General features: G+C 67.0%; 23 protein-coding genes, 1 tRNA gene and 2 pseudogenes. 8 read left to right on the top strand and 18 right to left on the bottom strand.

Translation table 11 applies throughout. The features are described 5' to 3' along the window. Positions 1-24 precede the first annotated feature (24 nt). The 10 genes and pseudogenes from nuoE to IPP91_13465 form a co-directional block, all read right to left on the bottom strand. Positions 25-508 (bottom strand): annotated as a pseudogene (gene nuoE / locus IPP91_13510) (NADH-quinone oxidoreductase subunit NuoE). Then, the gene (locus IPP91_13505) at positions 508-996 is read right to left on the bottom strand and encodes a cupin domain-containing protein (protein ID MBL0143083.1); all 489 of its coding nucleotides are present in this window, start codon (positions 994-996) and stop codon (positions 508-510) included. The pseudogene nuoE and the gene IPP91_13505 overlap by 1 nt, the downstream one beginning before the upstream one ends. Then, positions 993-2,245, bottom strand: a pseudogene (locus tag IPP91_13500) (NADH-quinone oxidoreductase subunit D). Before IPP91_13500 ends, IPP91_13505 begins: the two are co-directional and overlap by 4 nt. Next, the gene (locus IPP91_13495; GenBank protein MBL0143082.1) at positions 2,218-2,790 is read right to left on the bottom strand and encodes an NADH-quinone oxidoreductase subunit C; all 573 of its coding nucleotides are present in this window, start codon (positions 2,788-2,790) and stop codon (positions 2,218-2,220) included. Before IPP91_13495 ends, IPP91_13500 begins: the two are co-directional and overlap by 28 nt. Positions 2,791-2,884: 94 nt before the next feature. After that, positions 2,885-3,364, bottom strand: coding sequence for an NADH-quinone oxidoreductase subunit B (locus IPP91_13490; GenBank protein ID MBL0143081.1), 480 nt, complete (start codon positions 3,362-3,364; stop codon positions 2,885-2,887). Between the two features lie 13 nt (positions 3,365-3,377). Next, the gene (locus tag IPP91_13485; protein MBL0143080.1) at positions 3,378-3,746 is read right to left on the bottom strand and encodes an NADH-quinone oxidoreductase subunit A; all 369 of its coding nucleotides are present in this window, start codon (positions 3,744-3,746) and stop codon (positions 3,378-3,380) included. A 66-nt stretch (positions 3,747-3,812) separates the two neighbouring features. Next, positions 3,813-3,897, bottom strand: a tRNA-Leu gene (locus IPP91_13480). Positions 3,898-3,923: 26 nt separating this feature from the next. Continuing rightward, positions 3,924-4,289 (bottom strand): preprotein translocase subunit SecG, encoded by a 366-nt coding sequence (gene secG / locus IPP91_13475; protein ID MBL0143079.1) that lies wholly within the window; start codon positions 4,287-4,289, stop codon positions 3,924-3,926. A 10-nt stretch (positions 4,290-4,299) separates the two neighbouring features. Next, complete coding sequence (locus IPP91_13470) at positions 4,300-5,061, bottom strand: triose-phosphate isomerase (GenBank protein ID MBL0143078.1); 762 nt, start codon at positions 5,059-5,061, stop codon at positions 4,300-4,302. Then, positions 5,025-5,411 (bottom strand): hypothetical protein, encoded by a 387-nt coding sequence (locus IPP91_13465; protein MBL0143077.1) that lies wholly within the window; start codon positions 5,409-5,411, stop codon positions 5,025-5,027. The genes IPP91_13470 and IPP91_13465 overlap by 37 nt, the downstream gene beginning before the upstream one ends. A gap of 23 nt (positions 5,412-5,434) precedes the next feature. Between IPP91_13465 and IPP91_13460 the strand changes: the two genes are divergently transcribed. The 6 genes from IPP91_13460 to IPP91_13435 are packed head-to-tail and all read left to right on the top strand — an operon-like array spanning position 5,435 to position 9,549. Continuing rightward, positions 5,435-5,929, top strand: coding sequence for an arsenate reductase ArsC (locus IPP91_13460; protein ID MBL0143076.1), 495 nt, complete (start codon positions 5,435-5,437; stop codon positions 5,927-5,929). A gap of 4 nt (positions 5,930-5,933) precedes the next feature. Then, positions 5,934-6,959: an ACR3 family arsenite efflux transporter gene (gene arsB / locus IPP91_13455; GenBank protein ID MBL0143075.1), complete on the top strand. Its 1,026-nt coding sequence runs from the start codon at positions 5,934-5,936 to the stop codon at positions 6,957-6,959. After that, positions 6,940-7,560, top strand: coding sequence for a nitroreductase family protein (locus IPP91_13450; protein MBL0143074.1), 621 nt, complete (start codon positions 6,940-6,942; stop codon positions 7,558-7,560). The genes arsB and IPP91_13450 overlap by 20 nt, the downstream gene beginning before the upstream one ends. A gap of 29 nt (positions 7,561-7,589) precedes the next feature. Then, entirely contained in the window at positions 7,590-8,144 is a 555-nt protein-coding gene (locus tag IPP91_13445) for a sigma-70 family RNA polymerase sigma factor (GenBank protein MBL0143073.1), read from the top strand. A 52-nt stretch (positions 8,145-8,196) separates the two neighbouring features. Then, a complete protein-coding gene (locus IPP91_13440; protein MBL0143072.1) occupies positions 8,197-9,234 on the top strand; it encodes a permease in 1,038 nt (345 codons plus the stop codon). Positions 9,235-9,258: 24 nt separating this feature from the next. Then, positions 9,259-9,549 (top strand): thioredoxin family protein, encoded by a 291-nt coding sequence (locus tag IPP91_13435; GenBank protein MBL0143071.1) that lies wholly within the window; start codon positions 9,259-9,261, stop codon positions 9,547-9,549. 48 nt (positions 9,550-9,597) lie between these two features. On the opposite strand, the gene glmM is transcribed toward IPP91_13435, so the two are convergent. The 4 genes from glmM to IPP91_13415 all read right to left on the bottom strand — a co-directional run bounded on the left by glmM (position 9,598) and on the right by IPP91_13415 (position 14,698). Next, the gene (gene glmM, locus IPP91_13430; protein ID MBL0143070.1) at positions 9,598-10,971 is read right to left on the bottom strand and encodes a phosphoglucosamine mutase; all 1,374 of its coding nucleotides are present in this window, start codon (positions 10,969-10,971) and stop codon (positions 9,598-9,600) included. A gap of 16 nt (positions 10,972-10,987) precedes the next feature. After that, positions 10,988-11,911 (bottom strand): dihydropteroate synthase, encoded by a 924-nt coding sequence (folP, locus tag IPP91_13425; protein ID MBL0143069.1) that lies wholly within the window; start codon positions 11,909-11,911, stop codon positions 10,988-10,990. A gap of 70 nt (positions 11,912-11,981) precedes the next feature. After that, positions 11,982-13,889: an ATP-dependent zinc metalloprotease FtsH gene (ftsH, locus tag IPP91_13420; GenBank protein MBL0143068.1), complete on the bottom strand. Its 1,908-nt coding sequence runs from the start codon at positions 13,887-13,889 to the stop codon at positions 11,982-11,984. Positions 13,890-14,077: 188 nt separating this feature from the next. After that, positions 14,078-14,698, bottom strand: a complete 621-nt coding sequence (locus IPP91_13415; GenBank protein MBL0143067.1) for an RlmE family RNA methyltransferase — start codon at positions 14,696-14,698, stop codon at positions 14,078-14,080. A gap of 38 nt (positions 14,699-14,736) precedes the next feature. Here IPP91_13415 and yhbY point away from each other — a divergent pair, with 38 nt between their 5' ends. Continuing rightward, complete coding sequence (gene yhbY, locus IPP91_13410; GenBank protein ID MBL0143066.1) at positions 14,737-15,201, top strand: ribosome assembly RNA-binding protein YhbY; 465 nt, start codon at positions 14,737-14,739, stop codon at positions 15,199-15,201. Here yhbY and greA read toward each other — a convergent pair. Genes greA through carA form a run of 4 tightly spaced genes read right to left on the bottom strand, consistent with a single transcriptional unit; the run spans position 15,113 to position 20,129 of the window. Further along, positions 15,113-15,589, bottom strand: a complete 477-nt coding sequence (greA, locus tag IPP91_13405; protein MBL0143065.1) for a transcription elongation factor GreA — start codon at positions 15,587-15,589, stop codon at positions 15,113-15,115. The two genes, yhbY and greA, sit on opposite strands and share 89 nt — an antisense overlap. Positions 15,590-15,603: 14 nt before the next feature. Continuing rightward, positions 15,604-18,813: a carbamoyl-phosphate synthase large subunit gene (carB, locus tag IPP91_13400; GenBank protein MBL0143064.1), complete on the bottom strand. Its 3,210-nt coding sequence runs from the start codon at positions 18,811-18,813 to the stop codon at positions 15,604-15,606. Then, positions 18,806-18,967 (bottom strand): hypothetical protein, encoded by a 162-nt coding sequence (locus IPP91_13395; GenBank protein ID MBL0143063.1) that lies wholly within the window; start codon positions 18,965-18,967, stop codon positions 18,806-18,808. The genes carB and IPP91_13395 overlap by 8 nt, the downstream gene beginning before the upstream one ends. 16 nt (positions 18,968-18,983) lie before the next feature. After that, entirely contained in the window at positions 18,984-20,129 is a 1,146-nt protein-coding gene (gene carA, locus IPP91_13390) for a glutamine-hydrolyzing carbamoyl-phosphate synthase small subunit (GenBank protein MBL0143062.1), read from the bottom strand. A 188-nt stretch (positions 20,130-20,317) separates the two neighbouring features. Here carA and IPP91_13385 point away from each other — a divergent pair, with 188 nt between their 5' ends. After that, positions 20,318-21,559 (top strand): nucleoside:proton symporter, encoded by a 1,242-nt coding sequence (locus IPP91_13385; protein MBL0143061.1) that lies wholly within the window; start codon positions 20,318-20,320, stop codon positions 21,557-21,559. Positions 21,560-21,667: the final 108 nt, after the last annotated feature.

The following is a 21,667-nucleotide window of genomic DNA, read 5'->3' as shown; positions in this document are numbered from 1 at the left end:
CGTCGGGGCCGTAGTCCAGGAGGCTCACTTCTTCAGCTCCTCGATCAGCCTGTCGAGCTTCTCGCTCGACATGAAGCTGCACATGCGCTTGTTGTCCACCAGCAGCACGGGCGCATCCCCGCAGGCGCCCAGGCACTCGCCCTCGCGCAGCGTCACGCAGCCGTCGGCCGTGGTCTCGCCGAAGCCCACGCCGAGGCGCGCCTTCAGGTGCTCCGCCGCGGCCTCACCGCCGGAGAGCGCGCAGGGCAGGTTGGTGCAAATCGTGACCTTGTGCCTGCCGGCGGGCTCCAGGTTGTACATGTTGTAGAAGGTCGCCACCTCGTACACCGCGACCGGCGCCATGCCGAGCACCTCGGCCACGGCCTCCATGACCTCGCTGGAGAGCCAGCCGTGCTCGTCCTGCGCGATGGCGAGCGAGGCCATCACCGCCGACTGGCGCTGCTCCGGCGGGTACTTGCGCGACCTCGCGCTCGATGCGCTCCAGGGCGGCGACCGTGAGCAGTCCCATCACTCGCCCTTCCAGTAGTCGACGCCGGCGTCTGCCATCGTCATGTGGCGCAGGCGGCCTTCTCCCGATCCACCGAAGGCGCCGATCTTGCCGGAGTCGGGGTACTCGCACACCTCGGCGGGCATCATGGTGCTCACGGAGATGTAGGCGAGCTCGGTGCCGGAGTCGTTCACGATCTGGTGGGCGGTCTCGGTGCCTCCCACCGGGCAGCAGATGAAGTCGCCGGCGCGCACCTTGCGGCGCTCGCCCCCGTAGCGCAAGGTGCCCTCGCCCTTCACGATGAAGAACATCTCCTCCTCGGCGCGGTGGCTGTGGAACGGGCAGGAGATCTTGCCGGGCTGGACGACGTCGTAGGAATAGCCCAGGTCCTTCGCGCCAACAAGCGGCCCGACACGCACCGCGTCGGACTCGAACCGGCCGCCCGCGGCGGCGAAGTGCTCGAGCCGCAGCTCGTCGACGTTCACCACGCGCTTGCCGATCCCGCTCACCGGTCGATCTCCCCGAACACGATGTCCATCGTGCCGATGATCGCGACCACGTCCGCGATCATGTGGCCGCGGGTGATCTCGTCCATGGCCGCCAGGTGCGGGAAGCCCGGGGCGCGGATCTTCAGGCGCCAGGGCTTGTTCGCCCCGTCGGAAACCAGGTAGATGCCGAACTCGCCCTTCGGGTGCTCGACGGCCGCGTACACCTCGCCGGGAGGCACGTGCATGCCTTCGGTGAAGAGCTTGAAGTGGTGGATCAGCTCCTCCATCGAGCCCTTCATCTGCTCGCGCGAGGGCGGGGCCACCTTGTGGTTGTCCGTGATGACCGGGCCGGGGTTCGCGCGCAGCCACTCACGCATTGCCGGATGATGCGGTTCGATTCGCGCATCTCCTGCACCCGCACCAGGTAGCGGTCGTAGCAGTCGCCGTTGGTGCCGACGGGGATGTCGAAATCCATCCGGTCGTACACCTCGTAGGGCTGCTTCTTCCTCAGGTCCCAGGCGATGCCGGATCCGCGCAGCATGGGGCCGGTGAAGCCCAGGGCCTGCGCGCGCTCCGGCGACACCACGCCGATGCCGACCGTGCGCTGCTTCCAGATGCGGTTCTCGGTGAGGAGCGTCTCGTAATCGTCCACGCAGGCCGGGAAACGGTTCGTGAAGTCCTCGATGAAATCGAGGAGCGAGCCCTGGCGGTTGCCGTTGAGGCGGACGATCTCCGCGGCGCTTCGCTGGTTGGACGCCTGGTACTGCGGCATGCGCTCGGGAAGATCCCGGTACACGCCGCCCGGCCGGTAGTAGGCCGCGTGCATGCGAGCGCCCGAGACGGCCTCGTACATGTCCATGAGGTCCTCGCGTTCCCGGAAGGCGTAGAGGAACACCGTCATCGCGCCCACGTCGAGCGCGTGCGAGCCGATCCACAGCAGGTGATTCAGGATGCGCGTGATCTCGTCGAACATCACGCGGATGTACTGCGCGCGCACCGGGACCTTGACGCCCACGAGCCTCTCGATAGCCATCACGTACGCGTGCTCGTTGGCCATCATCGACACGTAGTCGAGGCGGTCCATGTACGGCACGCTCTGCAGGAAGGTGCGCGTCTCGGCGAGCTTCTCCGTGCCGCGGTGCAGCAGGCCGATGTGCGGGTCCGCGCGCTGGACGACTTCCCCGTCCAGCTCCAGCACCAGGCGCAGCACGCCGTGCGCCGCCGGGTGCTGCGGGCCAAAATTCATCGTGTAGTTCTTGATCTCGGCCACGCTGGCCTCCCAGTGATCGGGGTGACTTGCGCTTGCGCACGCCGTAGGAATGCCGCGCGGAGCCATGACGCGCAGCTTGATCTCGCCAGGCTCGCCCTGATGGTGACCGGCTGGTAAATCACGCGCTTCTGCACGGGGTCGTAGCGCATCTCGACGTGGCCGGAGATGGGAAAGTCCTTGCGGAACGGGTGGCCCATGAAGCCGTAGTCGGTGAGGATTCGGCGCAGGTCCGGGTGCCCTTCGAAGACCACGCCGTACAGGTCGAACGCCTCGCGTTCGTACCAGTTGGCGGACGGCCACACGTCGATGAGCGAATCCACGACGGGGAACCCGTCTTCCGGGCAGTACACCCTCACCCGCAGGCGCCGGTTGTGGCGAAGGGAGAGCAGGTGCAGGACGACGGCGAAGCGCGGGCCATCGCGCGGGACATCGCCGAAACCCTCATAGTCGTTGGCGCACAGGTCGACGAGCGTGGAGAACGCGAGCGAGTCGTGGTCGCGCAGGATGCGCGCGGACTCCACGAGGTTCGCGGCCGCCACCTCCACGGTGAGCTCGCCCCGGTCGACGCTGGCGCGGGCGAGCCTCGCCCCAGCGCGGCGGCGACGGCTTCTTGCAGGGCCCGGAGGGTTTCCGGCATGGCTAGCGGCGGCGGATCGTGTGGGTGCGCTTGATCTTGTTCTGCAACTGCAGCAGGCCGTAGATCAGCGCCTCCGCCGTCGGCGGGCAACCGGGGACGTAGATGTCCACGGGCACGATGCGGTCGCAACCCCGCACGACGGAATAGGAATAGTGGTAATAGCCGCCGCCGTTGGCGCAAGAGCCCATGGAGAGCACCCAGCGCGGCTCGGCCATCTGGTCGTACACGCGGCGCAGCGCCGGCGCCATCTTGTTGCACAGCGTGCCGGCCACGATCATCAGGTCGGACTGGCGCGGGCTGGGGCGGAAGACGATGCCGAAGCGGTCGAGGTCGTAGCGCGAGGCCCCGGCGTGCATCATCTCGACGGCGCAGCAGGCCAGCCCGAAGGTCATCGGCCACAGCGACCCCGTGCGCGCCCAGTTGAGCACGTTGTCCACCTGGGTCACGACGAAGCCCTGGTCGGAGATCCCGCCCTCTTTCAGCGCGCCCATGCCGTCACTCCCATTCGAGCGCCCCCTTCTTCCACTCGTAGACGAAGCCCACGGTGAGGATGGCGAGGAAGATCATCATGGCGATGAAGCCGAACCAGCCGATTTCCTGCAGCACGATGGCCCAGGGAAAGAGGAAGGCGATCTCGAGGTCGAAGAGGATGAAGAGGATGGCCACGAGGTAGTAGCGCACGTCGAACTTCATGCGCGCGTCCTCGAAGGCCTCGAAGCCGCACTCGTACGGGGCCAGCTTCTCCGGGTCGGGGTGGTAGGCGCCCGTCAGGCGGCCGAGCACGCCGCTCACGACGATCGCTCCGATGCCCACGGCGCATCCGATGGCGAGGAACAGCAGGACGGGAAAGTAGTTTTCCAGCATGGCGCCTGAATGGGAACGCGTAACCCGTGCCGGAGGATCACGGAAGCCCGGCGACTTCATTCGAACTGGTGCGGTCGGAGAGACTCGAACTCTCACGCCTTTCGGCACTGCCCCCTCAAGACAGCGTGTCTACCAATTCCACCACGACCGCATTGTGTGCTTCAGGTGCTGCGAGGATTACTTCGGGATCTCCGAGGACTTCGACAGGGGATCCCCCGGCTTCGCCGGCGCCGTGGGCGCGGGCACGGCCGGTTGCGTGGCGGGCGAGCCGGCATCCGTCTTGATCGACTGCGTGACACCGCCGGACTTCGAGGGCGATGCCGACAGGAAGGTGAGGCCCAGGCTGGTCACGAAGAACACCGCGGCCAGCACGCCCGTGGAACGCGACAGGAAGTTGGCGGCGCCCGAGGAGCCGAAGAGGCTGCCCGCCGAGCCGCTGCCGAACGCCGCGCCCATGTCGGCGCCCTTGCCGTGCTGCAGGAGCACCAGGACGACGATGGACACCGCCGCGATCACGTGAAACACGATTACCAGGGTATGCATTTCCTGCCTTTCAGCTTGCGGCGACGGCTGCCCGCCAGATCGCCACGAATTCATCCGCTACCAGCGCCGCCCCGCCGATCAACCCTCCATCGACATCGGGCATCGCAAACAATTCCGCCGCGTTCGCGCCCTTCACGCTGCCGCCGTACAGCATCGGCAGCCGCGCGGCCACGGCCGCATCCTTCAGTGCCACCCGTCCGCGCAGGAACGCATGCGCTTCCTGCGCCTGTGCCGACGTGGCCGTCCTGCCGGTCCCGATGGCCCACACCGGCTCGTATGCCAGCAATCCGCCGTCCAGCGCCGCAGGCCCGGACTTCTCGAGAACCGCGTCGAGCTGCCGGGCGAGCACCGCTTCGGTCACACCGCGCTCGCGCTCCTCCAGTGTCTCGCCCACGCAGAAGATAGGCACGAGGCCGGCCTTCCGGGCGGCGGCGACCTTTTCCGCCACGATCGCGTCCGTATCCCCGAAAACGGTCCGACGCTCGGAGTGCCCGACGATCGCGTAGGTGGCCCCGAATTCCCGCAACATCGCGGCGGAGACATCCCCGGTATAGGCGCCTTTCTCGAACCGGCTCACGTCCTGCCCGCCCCAGGCGACCGGCGTGCCCGCCAGGAGCGCGCTGACCTGCGCCAGGTACGGCGCCGGCACGCACACCGCGAGGTGGCGGCCGGCCTTCGGCGTCACTTCCTTGAGGATCGCCCGCAGCAGCGTTTCGTTGCCGGGAAGGCTTCCATTCAGCTTCCAGTTCCCGACGACGTGTTTCTGCCGCATATGCGCTCCTCAAAACCGAAGGATTTTACAGGTTCGGCGCATACCCGGTCAATTTGAGCCATTCCCGGACCCGTGGAGTGGCTATTGACGGGGTTGACATCGATCGTCGTTTCGATAATTCTGGAACTATGCAGATCAAGGATGCCGTTGCCGCCCTTGCCGCACTGGCAAACGAATCGCGCCTGAAGGGCTTTCGCCAACTGCTCGAATCGGGCACCGAGGGCGATGCCCCGCCGGATGGCCGCGCTGTTGTCCTGCCTCACCCGCAACGGCTGCCAGACCATGCCCGACGAATGCCTCGCCACGGTGGAAACCGCCCTGTCGCGCTGCCCGCCGTCGTCCTCCCCCAAGCCTCAATCCTGAAGGAAAGCCCTTGCCCGGCCGGCCCCTGAACGCCCTCTTTCTCTGCACCGGCAACTCGGCGCGCTCCATCCTCGCCGAATCGATCATGAGCGCCATCGATCCGGCGCGGTTCCGGGGCTTCAGCGCGGGCAGCCACCCCGCAGGCCGCGTGAATCCTTTCGCCCTGCAACTGCTCGCGAAGCACGGGCTTCCGACCGAAGGCCTGCGCAGCAAGAACTGGGACGAATTCGCAGCGCCCGGCGCACCTGCGCTCGACTTCGTCTTCACCGTCTGCGACAACGCGGCGGGTGAAGCATGCCCGGTCTGGCCTGGCCGGCCAGTGACGGCCCATTGGGGCATCGCGGACCCCGCCGCGGTCGAGGGGACGGACGAGGAAAAGCGCAAGGCCTTCCACGAGGCGTTCCTGATCCTCAAGCGCCGCATCGATCTCTTCGCCGGCCTGCCGATGGCGCGGCTGGACAAGCTCGCGCTGCAGTCCCGGCTGCGCGACATCGGGAAGGCCTGATCCGGTGCGCACCTTCGAGCGCTATCTCACCGTGTGGGTGGCGCTGTGCATCGTGGCCGGGATCGCGCTCGGCCGCCTTTTCCCGGCCGCCTTTGCGCAGATCGGACGCCTGGAGGTGGCCCGGGTAAACCTGCCGGTGGGCGCGCTCATCTGGGTGATGATCGTGCCGATGCTCCTCAAGATCGACTTCGGCGCCCTGCACCAGGTGAAGGCGCACTGGAAGGGCATCGGCGTCACGCTCTTCGTGAACTGGGCGGTGAAACCGTTCTCGATGGCGCTGCTCGGCTGGATCTTCATCCGCCACCTGTTCGCCGCGCACCTTCCAGCCGCGCAGATCGACAGCTACATCGCCGGGCTCATCCTGCTGGCCGCCGCGCCCTGCACGGCCATGGTGTTCGTGTGGAGCGAGTTGTGCCGGGGCAACCCGTATTTCACCCTGTCGCAGGTGGCGCTCAACGATTCGCTCATGATCGTGCTCTTCGCGCCAATCGTGGCCCTCCTGCTGGGCCTGTCGAGCATCACCGTTCCGTGGGACACGCTCTTCGCATCGGTGGTCCTCTATGTCGCGATGCCCGTGGCGCTCTCGCAGGTGTGGCGCAAGGTGCTACTGCTGAAAGGGGAGGCGGCCTATCGGGCCACACTCGCGCGAATCGGCCCCTACTCCATCTCGGCCCTACTCGCCACGATCGTGCTGCTGTTCGGCTTCCAGGGCGAGGCGATCCTTCGCCAGCCGCTGGTGATCGCCCTCCTCGCGGTGCCTATCCTGCTGCAGGTGTTCTTCAACTCGGGCCTGGCCTACCTCCTGAACCGCACGCTGGGCGTGGCGCACGAGGTGGCGGGGCCGTCTTGCCTCATCGGCGCGAGCAACTTCTTCGAGCTGGCGGTAGCCGCCGCGATCACGCTCTTCGGGCTCGATTCCGGCGCGGCGCTCGCGACGGTGGTCGGCGTGCTGATCGAGGTGCCGGTCATGCTCGTGGTGGTGAAGGTCGTGAATGCGAGCAAAGGGTGGTATGAAGCCGGAACCCGATGACATGGCGATCCAGGCGGCGACCCCGGAAGGCGGCGCGGCCCTGCAACTGCTGCTGACCCGGTACTCGGTGAGCGGCAGGCATCTGGGGGCACCGGGCCCCTCCGACGACCAGCTCTGGGCCATGGCCTTGGCCGCCATGCGCGCGCCGGACCACGACAAGCTGATGCCGTTCCGCTTCGTGGTCCTGCGCGGCCGCGGGCTGGAGCGCCTGGCGGACCTGTTCGAGGACTATGGACGCCGCAAGGGAAAGAAAGGCGCGCAATTGGTTGCCGAACGCACGCGCGCCCTGCAGGCTCCCGTGGCAGTGGCGGTGGTCGCCCGGATCGACCCGGACCATCCCGATGTGCCTCCACATGAACAGTGGACCTGTGTGGGCGGAGCCATCAGCAATGCGCTGACGGCCCTTCATTTCATGGGATTCGCGGGAAAGATGGTGGCCGGCGCCCGTGCCGCCGATCCGGCGATCGTCTCCGCCTTTTGCGGGGCGGGAGAAACGTTCGTGGGCTGGATCACGGCCGGAACTCCGACGGCTCTCCCAACACCGCGCGGCGAACGGGACCCGGGCTTCATCCTGAGCAGCTTTCCGGATTCGCCCGCCTAGCGCGTGCGGCGCATTCGATCGACTTGGCCATGCAATCCGCCGGAACCACGCTGTCCTGCATCCTCGCCGCCTGGCGAAACCACGAATCGGAACTGCGCCGTTTTCTCGTGCATAGGCTGGCCGATGCGCCGCTTGCCGAAGACCTGCTCCAGGAAGTATTCCTGAAGGCCGTGCGCCAGGGGCTGGGGTTCTGCGACATCGAGGATCCGCGCGCCTGGCTGTTCCGCGTCGCCCGCAACGCCCTCGTGGACCATGCCCGGCTCGCGAAGCCGCTGGTCCCGCTGCCCGACGACCTTCCGCAGGCACCCGAGGAGGAACCGGCGCCGGTGGATCGATTGTCCGAGTGCCTCCGTCGGGTACTGACCGAAATTCCGGCTGAAGACGCGGAAATTCTCCGCAAGTGCGACCTGGAGGGCATGAAGCAGAAGGATTTCGCCGATGCCCATGGTCTCGGCCTTCCGGCTGCCAAGTCGCGCCTGCTGCGGGCCCGTTCGCGTTTGCGCGAGATCATGACGGCGAAGTGCCAGGTGTCGTTCGACGAATCGGGCAAGGTCTGTTGCCACGTCCCGCGGGGACCCGCCTGAGGAGAGTCCCGGCCGGGCTGCATCCTTCTGGCGGCTCGTTCGTCTTCTTGTCATGGCCAGCCTTTCGCTCGAGTTGCCCCGCCGCAGTCCCCGCGCATTCCTCCTCGTCGCGGCCCTCGCCTGGATTGCCCTTTATGGAGCCCTCCTGCCCTTGGCGGACGCGACCGTCGCGATGCTGCCGGTGGACCGCGGGACCCGCCTCGGCGATGCCCTGCACTTCTTCGCCTACGACACGCCCAAGGTGCTGCTGCTCCTGACGGGCATCGTGTTCGTCACGGGAATGGTGAATTCCTATTTCACGCCCGAGCGCACGCGCGCCCTGCTTGCCGGCCGCCGCGAAGGGGTGGCCAACGTGATGGCCGCGAGCCTGGGGATCGTCACGCCCTTCTGCTCCTGCTCGGCGGTGCCCCTCTTCATCGGCTTCGTGCAGGCGGGCGTTCCGCTGGGCGTGACGTTCTCCTTCCTCATCTCGGCGCCGATGGTGAACGAGGTGGCGCTCACGCTCCTCTTCGCGATGTTCGGCTGGAAGGTGGCGATGCTCTATCTCGGGCTCGGGCTCGCGGTGGCCATCGTCGCCGGCAGGACGATCGGGCGGCTCGGGATGGAGGCGCACCTCGAAGACTGGGTTCGCGACATGCCCCGCGTCCAGGCGGGCAGCCCGGAAGACGGGGTCGCGCTCGCCGAACGCATCGAGGCGGGCCTGCGAAGCGTGCGGGAGATCGTCGGAAAGGTCTGGCCCTACGTGGTCGCGGGGATCGCGATCGGCGCGGGCATCCATGGCTACGTGCCGGAAGACTTCATGGCGAGCTTCATGGGGCGCGAGGCGTGGTGGTCCGTGCCGCTGGCCGTGCTGGTCGGGGTACCCATGTACGCCAACGCGGCCGGGATCATCCCCATCGTCCAGGCGCTCCTCGCCAAGGGCGCGGCACTGGGCACAGTGCTCGCCTTCATGATGAGCGTGATCGCGCTCTCGCTTCCCGAAATGGTGATCCTGAGGAAGGTGCTCAAGATGCGGCTCGTCGCCACGTTCGCCGGGGTGGTCGCGACCGGCATCCTCATCGTGGGTTACGTCTTCAACGCAGTCCTCTGACTGCCCCCAAAAAAGGAGCGGAACATGGAAGTGAAAGTCCTCGGAACGGGATGCGCCAACTGCCGGAACACGGTCGCCGCGATCGAGCAGGTCGCCAGGGCGAAGGGCGTGCCGCTGAACCTGGAAAAGGTGGAGGACCTCAAGGACATCGTGGCCTATGGCGTCATGTCCACGCCCGGCGTGGTGATCGACGGCAAGGTCGTGCATGCCGGAGGCGTGCCCACGCGGGAGAAGATCGAGCAGTGGTTCGCCGGTGTCCCGGCGACTGCCGGCGCCTGCTGCGGCGGCGGGCAATCGACCAAGTGCTGCGGCTGACGGGGCGGCCGCGCCGACCGCCGCGGGCAGGCGGCGCGCGGGAATGCCTCAGTTCGCGATGGGGACGGCGCCCGCGACTTTCACGGTAGCCGCGATCGCGTCCGCGAGCGCACGCACGTGCGATCCGTCCTCGCCCTCGACCATCACCCGCAGCACGGGCTCCGTGCCCGAGGGCCTGAGCAGCACGCGCCCGCGGCCGGCCAGGGCGGCTTCCGCTGTCTTCACCGCCTCGCGAACGCGCTCGTCACCCATCGCGTCCACGTCGGCCCGCACGCGCACGTTCACCAGCACCTGCGGCAACAGCGTCAGCTCGCGCGTGAAATCGCCGAGCGTCTGGCCCGCCGCGACGAGAGCCTCCAGCACCTGAAGCGCCGAGATGATCGCATCTCCCGTCGAATGGCAATCGAGGCAGAGGATGTGCCCGGAATTCTCGCCGCCACATTCCCAGCCCTTCTCGTTGAGCATCTCGAGCACGTAGCGGTCACCCACCCTGGCGCGCGCGAAGGCAATGCCCATTTCACCCAGGCGCCGCTCGAGGGCGAAATTGGTCATCAGCGTGCCCGCCACGCCGCCGACCAGACGCCCGATCTCACGGCGGTGCTTCGCGATCGCATAGAGCAGCTGGTCGCCGTCGAAGAGCCGTCCGTCGTGGTCGGCCATGGCCAGGCGGTCGCCGTCACCATCGAAGGCGATGCCGAAATCCGCGTCGTGCTCCACCACCGCCTTCGCCAGCGTGGAGGGGTGCGTGGCGCCATAACCGGCGTTGATGTTCATGCCGTTGGGGTGGGCGCCGATCGCGACCACCTCCGCGCCCAGCTCCTGGAAGACGCGCGGGCCCAGGCGATAGCACGCGCCGTGCGCACAGTCGAGCACGAGCTTCAGCCCCCTCAGCGTGCGGTGCTTGGCGAAGGTGCCCTTGCAGAACTCGATGTATCGCCCTTCCGCGTCGTGTACGCGTTCGGCTTTGCCGAGGTGAATGGAGTCCCGCGCGACGAGCGGCTGGTCCAGCGCCGCCTCGATCTCGCGCTCCACCGAATCGGGGAGCTTCGCGCCCTCGGCGGAGAAGAACTTGATGCCGTTGTCCTCGAACGGGTTGTGCGAGGCCGAGACCATGATGCCCGCCGAGAGCCTGAGCGCGCGCGTGAGGAACGCCACGCCCGGCGTGGGCATGGGACCGACGAGCAGCGTGTCCACGCCCGCCGCCGAAAGCCCCGACTCGAGCGCCGCCTCGAGCATGTAGCCGGAGATGCGCGTGTCCTTGCCGATGAGGACGGCCGGACGGTCGCGGTGCGGGGGCGCCACGTCGGCGCGCGAGAGCACCTGGCCCGCGGCGTAGCCCAGGCGAAGCACGAAATCGGGCGTGATGGGCGCCTCGCCCACGCGACCGCGAATGCCGTCGGTGCCGAAGAATTTTCTGGTCATGGAATTCAGTATCCCTTCACCTCGGTCCGCTCCCGGAGGGAGAGGGAGAATCTTGCTCCGCTCTGCCGGGCGCAGAGCCCTCGTTGCCGACCCCTCTACGTGAGGCAGGGGGTTCGGTGGAGAGGGCTCGCTGCACCTTGAGCGCATCCACCGTTTCCTTGACGTCGTGCACGCGCACGATCCGGGCGCCATTCTGAACCGCGCGCAGGGCCGCGGCAACGCTTCCGGCGACACGATCCTCGACGGGGCGGCCGGTGATCTCGCCGATCATCCGCTTGCGCGAGAGCCCGGCCACGACCGGATAGCCGGCGGCGGCGAGTGCCGGCAGTCCCGCAAGAAGCGCCAGGTTGTGCGGAAAAGTCTTGCCGAAGCCGAAGCCGGGATCGAGGGCAATGCGATCGCGCGACACGCCTGCCGCCTCGAGCGCCTGCGCCCTTCCGAGGAGATAGGCGCGGACCTCGGCCACCACGTCGTCGTAGTGCGGATCGGCCTGCATCGTCGCGGGCGTTCCCGGCATGTGCATCGCGCAAAGGCCCACGCCGGAGGCCGCGACCGCGGCAATCGCGCCCTCCGCCCGGAACGCGTTCACGTCGTTCACCATGGCGCAGCCCGCGTCGATGGCTTCGCGCATCACCTGGGTCTTCATCGTGTCCACCGATACTGCGACACCCTCGCGAACCAGCGCCCGGAGGACCGGCATCACACGGGCGAGCTCCACGTCCAGCGGGACGGGCTCGGCTCCCGGACGGGTCGATTCGCCGCCCACGTCCACGAGGTCGGCGCCTTGGGATGCAAGGCCGAGGCCGTGCTCGATGGCGCGCGCCTCGACCAGGAAGCGCCCGCCGTCCGAAAAGGAGTTCGCGGTGACGTTGAGGATGCCCATCACCCTCGGACGGTCGAGGGTGAGTGCAAACGAGCCGCAGCGAAGTGTGGGAACCATCAAGAAAATGGGGTCAGGTTCGCGAACCTGACCCCATTGTTACACGCGACCTGGCCCCGTTCGTCGGGGGTCAGGCGCTTTCCGCCGGCGAAGGGTTCGTCGGGGGTTCGACGCTCCTGGCACCGCCGTCGCCCGGGGGCGGGCTCGCCTTGGGCGCCACGGGCTTGGGCGGGCGCGGAGGCCTGCCCTCCATGATGTCGTTGATCTGATCGGCGTCGATGGTCTCCCACTCGAGGAGCGTCTTGGCCATGACCTCGACCTTCTCGCGGTTGTCCTCGAGGAGCTTCCTGGCCAGGTTGTACTGCTCGTCGATGATGCGGCGGATCTCCTTGTCGACCTTCTGCATGGTCTCGTTGGAGATCGCCTGGTGCGTCGTCACGGAGCGGCCGAGGAAAACCTCGCCCTCGTTCTCGCTGTAGGTCATGGGCCCGAGCGCATCGGACATGCCCCACTCGGTGACCATGCGGCGCGCCATTTCGGTGGCGCGCTTGAAGTCGTTCGAGGCACCGGTGGTCATCTGGTTCATGAACAGCTCCTCGGCAATGCGCCCGCCGAAAAGCACCGCGATGTTGTTGAGGAGGAAGTCGCGGTTGTAGCTGTAGCGATCCTGCTCCGGGAGCTGCACGGTGACGCCGAGCGCCCGGCCGCGCGGGATGATCGTGACCTTGTGCACCGGGTCCGTGCCCGGCAGGAGCCTGGCGACGATCGCATGCCCCGACTCGTGGTACGCGGTGTTCTTGCGCTCCTCCTCGGGCATCACCATGGACTTTCTCTCGGTGCCCATGATGATCTTGTCCTTGGCGCGCTCGAAGTCCTCCATGTCCACCAGGCGCTTGGCCCCGCGCGCAGCGAAGAGCGCCGCCTCGTTCACGAGGTTGGCGAGGTCAGCGCCGGAAAAACCGGGGCAGCCGCGCGCGATGACGGAAGCATCCACGTCCGGCGCGATCGGGACCTTCCTCATGTGCACGAGGAGGATCTGCTCGCGGCCGCGGATGTCGGGCAGCGGCACGGTCACCTGGCGGTCGAAGCGGCCCGGGCGCATGAGCGCGGGATCCAGCACGTCCGGGCGGTTGGTCGCGGCGATCACGATGACGCCGGAGTTGCCCTCGAAGCCGTCCATCTCCACGAGGAGCTGGTTCAGCGTCTGCTCGCGCTCGTCGTTGCCGCCGCCCAGGCCCGCGCCGCGCTGGCGGCCGACCGCGTCGATCTCGTCGATGAACACGATGCAGGGGGCATTCTTCTTGGCCTGCTCGAACATGTCGCGCACGCGGGCCGCGCCCACGCCCACGAACATCTCGACGAAGTCGGAGCCGGAGATGGAGAAGAAGGGCACCTTCGCCTCGCCCGCGATGGCGCGCGCGAGCAGCGTCTTGCCCGTGCCGGGCGCGCCGACCATCAGCACGCCGCGGGGAATGCGTCCGCCCAGCTTCTGGAACTTGGAGGGGTCGCGCAGGAACTCGACCAGCTCGGCAACTTCTTCCTTGGCTTCATCGACGCCCGCCACGTCAGCGAACGTGACCTGGTTCTGGTTCTCGTCCAGCATCCGGGCCCGCGACTTGCCGAAGGAGAAAGCACCGCCGCGCCCGCCGCCCTGCATCTGGCGCATGAAGAAGATCCAGACCCCGATCAGCAGCAGCATCGGGAACCAGGACACGAAGATGTTCATGAGGAGGGAGGGTTCCTCTTCCGCCTTCGCCTCGACGGTGACGCCGTTCTTGAGGAGGTCCGAGACCATCCACGGGTCCATGATCCCCGGCGTGTACACCGTGTAGTTCTTGCCGTCCTTGGCGGTGGCCTTGAGCGTGCGGTTGCCGTCCATCTTCACCTTGGCGATGCGGCCCTGCCGGGACTCTTCCATGAAGGCCGAGTAGTCGAGCACATTGGCGCTCGCCTGGCGGTTGCCGACCTGCATGAAGACCATGGTCAGCACGATGCCGATGACCAGCCAGACCATGATGGTGCGAACGGTGTTGTTCACGAACGGTTCCTCGGGGGAAAAGTCCCCAGCGAATCAGCGGGATGGGGGAGGACTACTATAGCAAAGTTCGGGCGCCCGGCCCCGTTTCAAGGGGGCCTGAAAAGGGGCCCGGTAAAGGGGTCGGGGTACTTTGCGCATATTTTAGGCAATGTTTGCTTAAAATGTGCGCAAAGCAACCAGATCCCTTTTCACCCTTTCAAGCCCCGGGCGAGCACGTACAGCTCGGCACTTTCCCCCCGGGAGGCGTCCGGCTTCCTGACCACCACCTTCCGGAAGCCGGCCTTGAGCGACCGGAAGAATTCGTCATACCCCGCGCCCTGGAAGACTTTGACCAGGAAGGCGCCCTCGGGTTTCAGGCAGGAGAGCGCGAAATCGCGGGCGATCTCCGCCAGCGCCATGGACCGGGCCTGGTCCGACATGGCGATTCCGGAGATGTTGGGCGACATGTCGGAGAGCACCGCGTCGGCCTTCACCCCGGCGAGCGCAGCCTCGACCTCGGCCAGCCCGCTCGCCTTCGAGAAGTCTCCCCGGATGAAGACCGCCCCGGGAACCGCTTCCATGTCCAGGAGGTCGATCGCGACGACGCGGCCCTTGGGCCCGGCACGCTCCATCGCCACCTGCGTCCAGCCACCGGGGGCCGCGCCCAGGTCCACGACCACGGCGCCGGGGGCGAGGATCCGGTCGCGGTCGTCGATCTCGATGAGCTTGTAGGCCGAGCGCGCCCGGTAGCCCTCGCGCTTCGAGCGCTGGACGTAGGGATCGTTCACGTGGCGGCGCAGCCACTGCTTGCTCGATGCCGAGCGCTTCATCGGAATCCTCCGCCCGCAAATCGCGTCATAATTGCCGCATGCCCGCCCTCACCCCCGCTCGCCGCAGCGAATTGCGCGCCAAGTCCCATGGCCTGGTCCCCGTCGTCATGATCGGCGACAAGGGCCTCACGGAAACCGTCGTCGCCGAAGTGGAACGCGCGCTGAAGGCGCACGAACTCATCAAGGTGAAGGCCTCCACCAACGACCGGGAGGCGCGCGTGGCCTGGATGGGGCAGTTGTGCGAGCGCCTCGACGCCCAGCCCGTGCAGCTCATCGGCAAGATCCTCGTGCTCTGGCGCGAGAACCCGGACAAGGCCCCGAAGCCTGCCGCCAGGGCCGCGCCGAAACCCGTCCCGAAGAAGAAGGCCGTCCCGAAGCGCCGTCAGGCGAAGAAGCACCGCACGGCCGAAGAGCTCATTCGTATCGAACGTCCACGATCTCGAACTCCTTTACGCCCCCCGGCGTCCGGACCTCTGCGACGTCGCCCGCGTACTTCCCGATAAGGGCCTTCGCGATCGGCGAGGAGTAGGAGATCTTGTTCAGCTTCAGGTCGGCCTCGTCTTCCCCGACGATCTGGTAGTTCACGCTCTGCGTGGCGGCCGTTTCCTTGAGCTCCACGGTCGTGCCGAACACCACGCGGCCGTCGTCCTCGAGGAGGGCGGGGTCGATCACCTGGGCGTTGGCGAGTTTCGCCTCGAGCTCCAGGATGCGGCCCTCGATGAATCCCTGCTTTTCGCGCGCCGCGTCGTATTCCGCGTTCTCGGAGAGGTCGCCATGCGCCCTCGCCTCCGCGATGGCGGTGATGACCGTCGGGCGGTCGATGGACTTCAGGCGGTGCAGCTCCGTCTTGAGGAGCTCCACGCCGAATCGGGTGATCGGAAACTTGCCCATGGCCGGGATACCCCTCAGTGGTGGATTGTTGCGTGAAGGCCCTGCAGGTCGTATGGCCGCAGTTCCTCGAGGTGCTGCATGCCCAGGCACGCCGCGCGCGCCCCGGACACCGTCGTGTAGTAGGTGACGCGGCCCTGCAGCGCGGAATTGCGGATCGACCACGAATCGCGCACCGAGCGGCGGTCCTCCTCCACGGTGTTGATGATGAGGCTGATCTCCTTGTTGCGGACCATGTCCACCACGTTGGGACGCCCTTCCATCACCTTGTTCACCCGCTGCACCGTGAGGCCGGCGGCTTCCAGCGCCGCGGCGGTGCCGCGGGTGGCCACCAGCGTGAAGCCCAGGCCCGCCAGCGTGCGGGCCACCTCGACCAGCCTGGGCTTGTCCTCGTCGCGCACGGAGAGGAACGCCTTGCCGGACTTGGGCAGGCGCACGCCTGCGCCGAGCTGGCTCTTCACGAACGCCTCCGCGAAGGTGTGGCCCACGCCCATCACCTCGCCGGTCGATTTCATCTCCGGCCCCAGGATCGTGTCCACGCCGGGGAACTTGATGAAGGGGAACACCGCCTCCTTCACCGAGTAGTAGGGCGGCACGACTTCCTTCGTCACGCCCTGGGACGCGAGCGACTGCCCGGCCATGCAGCGTGCCGCCACCTTGGCGAGCGGCGTGCGTATCGCCTTCGACACGAAGGGCACCGTGCGGGAGGCGCGCGGATTCACCTCCAGGACGAAGACCTTGTCGTTCTGGATGGCGAACTGCACGTTCATGAGGCCGACCACGTTGAGCCCCCGGGCCATCGCCACCGTCTGGCGGCGCAGTTCGTCCTGGAGTTCGTCGGAAAGGCTGAAGGGCGGCAACGAGCAGGCGGAGTCTCCCGAGTGCACGCCCGCCTGCTCGATGTGCTCCATGATGCCCCCGATGACCACGTCGACGCCGTCGCTCACCGCATCGACGTCCACCTCGATCGCGTCATTGAGGAACCGGTCGATCAGCACGGGCGAATCGTTGGAGACCTTCACCGCCTCCTTCATGTAGCGGACGAGGTCGGACTCGGCGTGCACGATCTCCATGGCACGGCCACCCAGCACGTAGGAAGGCCGGACGACGACCGGGTAGCCGATCTGCCTGGCCGCTTCGATCGCCGCCTCCGGCGTGCGCGCGGTGCGGTTGGGCGGCTGCAGGAGCTTCAGCTCGTGAAGCATCTTCTGGAAACGCTCGCGGTCCTCGGCCTTGTCGATCGAGTCGGGCGTGGTGCCGATGATGGGCACGCCGGCCGCCTCCAGGTCGCGCGCGAGCTTGAGCGGCGTCTGCCCCCCGAACTGCACGATCACGCCCTCGGGCTTCTCCCTGTCCACGATCTCGAGGACATCCTCGAGCGTAAGGGGCTCGAAATACAGGCGATCGGACGTGTCGTAGTCGGTCGAGACGGTCTCCGGGTTGCAGTTGACCATGATCGTCTCGTAGCCGTCCTCGCGAAGGGCGAGGGCCGCGTGGACGCAGCAGTAGTCGAACTCGATGCCCTGGCCGATCCGGTTGGGTCCCCCGCCCAGCACCATGATCTTGCGGCGGTCGGTCGGCTCGGCCTCGTCCTCCTCCTCGTAGGTCGAGTAGAGGTAGGCCGTCTGCGTGGCGAATTCCGCGGCGCACGTATCGACGCGCTTGTACACGGGGCGGATGCCCAGGGCATGGCGGCGCGCACGCACCTGCTGCTCGCTCGACTTCCAGAGGTGCGCCAGGCGCCGGTCGGAGAAGCCCTTGCGCTTGAGGTCGCGCAGCTCGTCGGCCGGGAAATCGGCCAGCGGACGTTTCTCGATCGCAAGCTCGGTATCGACGAGGTCCTTGATCTGGGCGAGGAACCACAGGTCGATCTTCGTGAAGCGGTGCACGTCCTCGAGACTCATGCCCACGCCGAAGGCGTCGGCCACGTACCAGAGGCGCTCGGCGCGCGGGTAGGCGAGCTCGTCCTCGATCTTTTCCATGTCCACCGACTTCAGGTTGAAGCCGTCCACGCCCACTTCCAGCCCGCGCAGGGCCTTCTGCAGGGATTCCTGGAAGTTCCGGCCGATGGCCATCACCTCGCCCACGCTCTTCATCTGGGTGGTGAGGCGGTCGTCGGCCTGGGGGAACTTCTCGAAGGCGAAGCGCGGCACCTTCGTCACCACGTAGTCGATCGTGGGCTCGAAGGAAGCCGGGGTGGCCCCTCCGGTGATCTCGTTGGCCAGCTCGTCCAGCGTGTAGCCCACGGACAGCTTGGCCGCGATCTTGGCGATGGGGAAGCCCGTCGCTTTCGAGGCGAGCGCCGAGGAGCGCGACACGCGCGGGTTCATCTCGATGATGACCATGCGGCCGTCGTCGGGATTGATGGCGAACTGCACGTTGGAGCCGCCGGTTTCCACCCCGATCTCGCGCAGGCACCGGATCGAGGCGTCGCGCATGATCTGGTATTCCTTGTCCGTCAGCGTCTGCGCCGGGGCCACGGTGATGGAGTCGCCCGTGTGCACGCCCATGGGATCGAGGTTCTCGATGGAGCAGATGATGATGCAGTTGTCCGCCTTGTCGCGGATGACCTCCATCTCGAACTCCTTCCAGCCGATGACGCTCTCCTCGATGAGGAGTTCCTTGGTCGGGGAGGCCTCCAGCCCGCGCTCGCAGATGGCGACGAACTCGTCCATGTTGTAGGCGATGCCGCCACCGGTGCCGCCTAGCGTGAACGAGGGGCGGATGATCGTGGGGAATCCCACGCTCGCCTGGACCTGCAGCGCTTCCTCCAGCGAGTGGGCCAGCACAGAGTGCGCGCTTTCCAGTCCGATCTTCGCCATCGCGATCTTGAATTTCTCGCGGTCCTCGGCCTTGTCGATGGCTTCCTTCTTGGCGCCGATCATCTCCACGCCGAACTTGTCGAGCACGCCGTGCTTCGCGAGGTCGAGCGCGCAGTTGAGCGCCGTCTGCCCGCCCATCGTGGGCAGGAGGGCGTCGGGACGCTCCTTCTCGATGATCTTCGCGACCATCCGCCAGTTGATGGGCTCGATGTAGGTGACGTCGGCCATCTCCGGGTCGGTCATGATCGTGGCCGGGTTCGAGTTCACCAGGATCACCCGGTAGCCCTCGTCGCGAAGCGCCTTGCACGCCTGCGCGCCGGAGTAGTCGAACTCGCACGCCTGGCCGATCACGATCGGGCCGGCGCCGATGATCAGGATGCTCTTGATGTCGGTGCGCTTAGGCATGCACGAGTACCCCGGGAACACGGATGAACACGGATATCCACGGATGAACGCGGATGAATTCCGGGATTGCCCAGCTTACGTCCTTGCGCCACCGTGGGACGTTCGCGGCCATCGCCATGGAGAGATCGACTCGCCTCGCAGTATCCGTTCTCATCCGTGGATATCCGTGTTCATCCGTGTTCCTGCGCCTTGCCCTTCGCCATCGAAGCGATGAACTTGTCGAAGAGGTACGCCATCTCCCGCGGTCCCGGAGAGGCTTCAGGGTGGCCCTGGAAGCTGAACACCGGGCGGTCGGTGAATTCGATGCCCTGCAGCGATCCGTCGAAGAGCGACTTGTGCGTCGTGCGCACGCTCGCGGGAAGCGTCGCCTCGTCCACCGCGAATCCGTGGTTCTGGCTCGTGATGAACACGCGCTTCGTGTCCAGGTCCTGCACCGGGTGGTTGGCGCCGTGGTGGCCGAACTTCATCTTCACCGTCTTCGCGCCGCATGCGAGTCCGAGCAACTGGTGGCCCAGGCAGATGCCGAAGGTGGGCGTGCCGGAGGCCACGATCTCGCGGATGGCCTCGATTGCGTACGTGCAGGCCTGCGGGTCGCCGGGACCGTTGGAGAGGAACACGCCGTCCGGCTCGAGCGCCAGGGCTTCCCGTGCCGGCACCTGTGCGGGCAGCACCGTGACCCGGCAGCCGCGCTCGGCGAGGTGGCGAAGGATGTTGTGCTTCACGCCGTAGTCGTAGGCGACGACATGAAAGCGGGGCGCAGCCCCCGGGCCGTATCCCGTACCCAGCGACCAGAGCGAGCCGTTCCACTCGTAGCGCTCGCTGCAGGACACGACCTTGGCAAGGTCCAGCCCGGTCATCGAGGGCGCGGCGCGTGCCGCCTCGAGGGCGGCCTTCTCGTCGGCCGTCCCGGTGACGATGCAGCCGTTCTGCGCGCCCTTCGTGCGCAGGATGCGGGTAAGGCGCCGGGTGTCGATGCCGGCAATGGCGACGACGCGGTTGCGCTCGAGGTACGCGGGCAGCGTTTCCGTCATCCGCCAGCTGGAGGCGGCGACCGGCAGGTCGCGGATCACGAGTCCCGCAGCGAAGACACCACGGGACTCCGCATCCTCGGGGTTCGTCCCGGTATTGCCGATGTGGGGGCAGGTCAGGGTGATCACCTGGCCGGCATAGGAGGGATCCGTGAGGATCTCCTGGTAGCCGGTCATGGCGGTATTGAAGACCACCTCTCCGACCGTGCGCCCCGCTACGCCGATCGAGGCGCCGCGAAAGACGGACCCATCGGCCAGGACCAGGAGGGCGGGGGTCTTCTGCGGCAAGGACGGCTCCGGAAAACGTGGGGAAACAACGGGCGCAAAAAAACGGGAGGAGCTTTTGATTGGTACCGGCTCATCCCGCTTTCATTAACTCGCAATCATAGCAAATTCGCGCCTTTCCTTCAACTCGGAGGCGTTGCCGGGAGGATAATTCCCGCACCCATTTTTTCCTGCCGGCTCCTCCATCGACCATGCAAGCCCTCCATGCATTAGCCGGCATCGCCTTCCTCCTCGCCCTTTCCTGGGCCCTGTCGGAAAGCCGGCGGGGCGTGCACTGGAGGGTCGTCGCCTCCGGCATGGCGCTCACCGTAGCCCTGGCGGGGCTGCTCCTCGCGGTGCCGTGGCTGCGAGACGCGGTCTTCTCCCTCAACACCGTCCTGGAGGTCCTCGAGCGATCCACCCAGGCCGGCACCACCTTCGTGTTCGGCTTCCTGGCGGGCGGGCCGGCGCCCTACGCGCTCACCAACCCGTCGGCCTCTTTCGTCCTCGCGTTCCGCGCGCTGCCTCTGTTGCTCGTCGTGAGCGCGCTTTCCGCCCTCCTCTTCCACTGGCGCGTGCTTCCCGTGATCGTGAAGGCGTTCGCCTGGGTCCTCAACAAGTCGATGGGGCTGGGCGGCGCGGTCGGCGTCTCCGCGGCCGTGAACGTGTTCGTGGGGATGGTGGAGGCGCCGCTCGTGATCAAGCCCTATCTCGTGCAGCTCTCCCGCTCCGAGCTCTTCATGGTGATGGTGTGCGGCATGGCAACCATCGCCGGGACGGTGATGGCCCTCTACGGCGCGATCCTGTCCCCCGTGGTGCCCGATGCCATCGGCCATATCATCATCGCTTCCTTCGTCGCCACGCCCGCGGCGATCGTGGTCTCCGCGCTCATGGTGCCCGGCGACATGTCGCGCGAGGATGCGGTCGAGATCCCGCGCCAGGACGCGAGCGCCATGGATGCCATCACCCGCGGCACGGCCGAAGGCGCGCAGTTCCTCATCCAGATCGTGGCCATGCTCATCGTCCTCATTGCCCTCGTGCACCTGGCGAATGCGGCCCTTTCCCTGCTGCCCGGCCTGGACGGCTCGCCGCTCACGCTGCAGCGGATGTTCGGTTGGCTCTTCGCGCCGCTCGCCTGGGCCTCGGGCTTGCCGTGGGAGGAGGCCCGGGCGGGCGGGGCGCTATTGGGAACGAAGACGATCCTCAACGAATTCGTGGCCTACCTCGACCTGGCGAAGTTGCCCGCGCAGGCCCTGAGCCCGCGCTCGCGGCTGCTGATGACCTATGCGCTGTGCGGCTTCGCCAACTTCGGCAGCCTGGGCATCCTCATCGGCGGCATGGGCGCAATGGTGCCGGAGCGGCGCGGCGAGATCGTGACGCTGGGGATGAAGTCGATCGTGGCGGGGACGATCGCCACCTGCCTAACCGCGGCGGTGGTGGGATTATTCGTGTAGGGAAGCGCGGGCGATTGATGCGGGGGTAAACCTTTGGAACACGGATGAACACGGATAAAGGCGGATGAACACGGATAGGTGCTGGAATTTCGTTCTCGGCCGCCAATT

This window comes from Betaproteobacteria bacterium (assembly GCA_016720855.1).
Lineage (GTDB): Bacteria > Pseudomonadota > Gammaproteobacteria > Burkholderiales > Usitatibacteraceae > FEB-7.
This window is presented reverse-complemented; position numbering and strand designations above follow the sequence as displayed.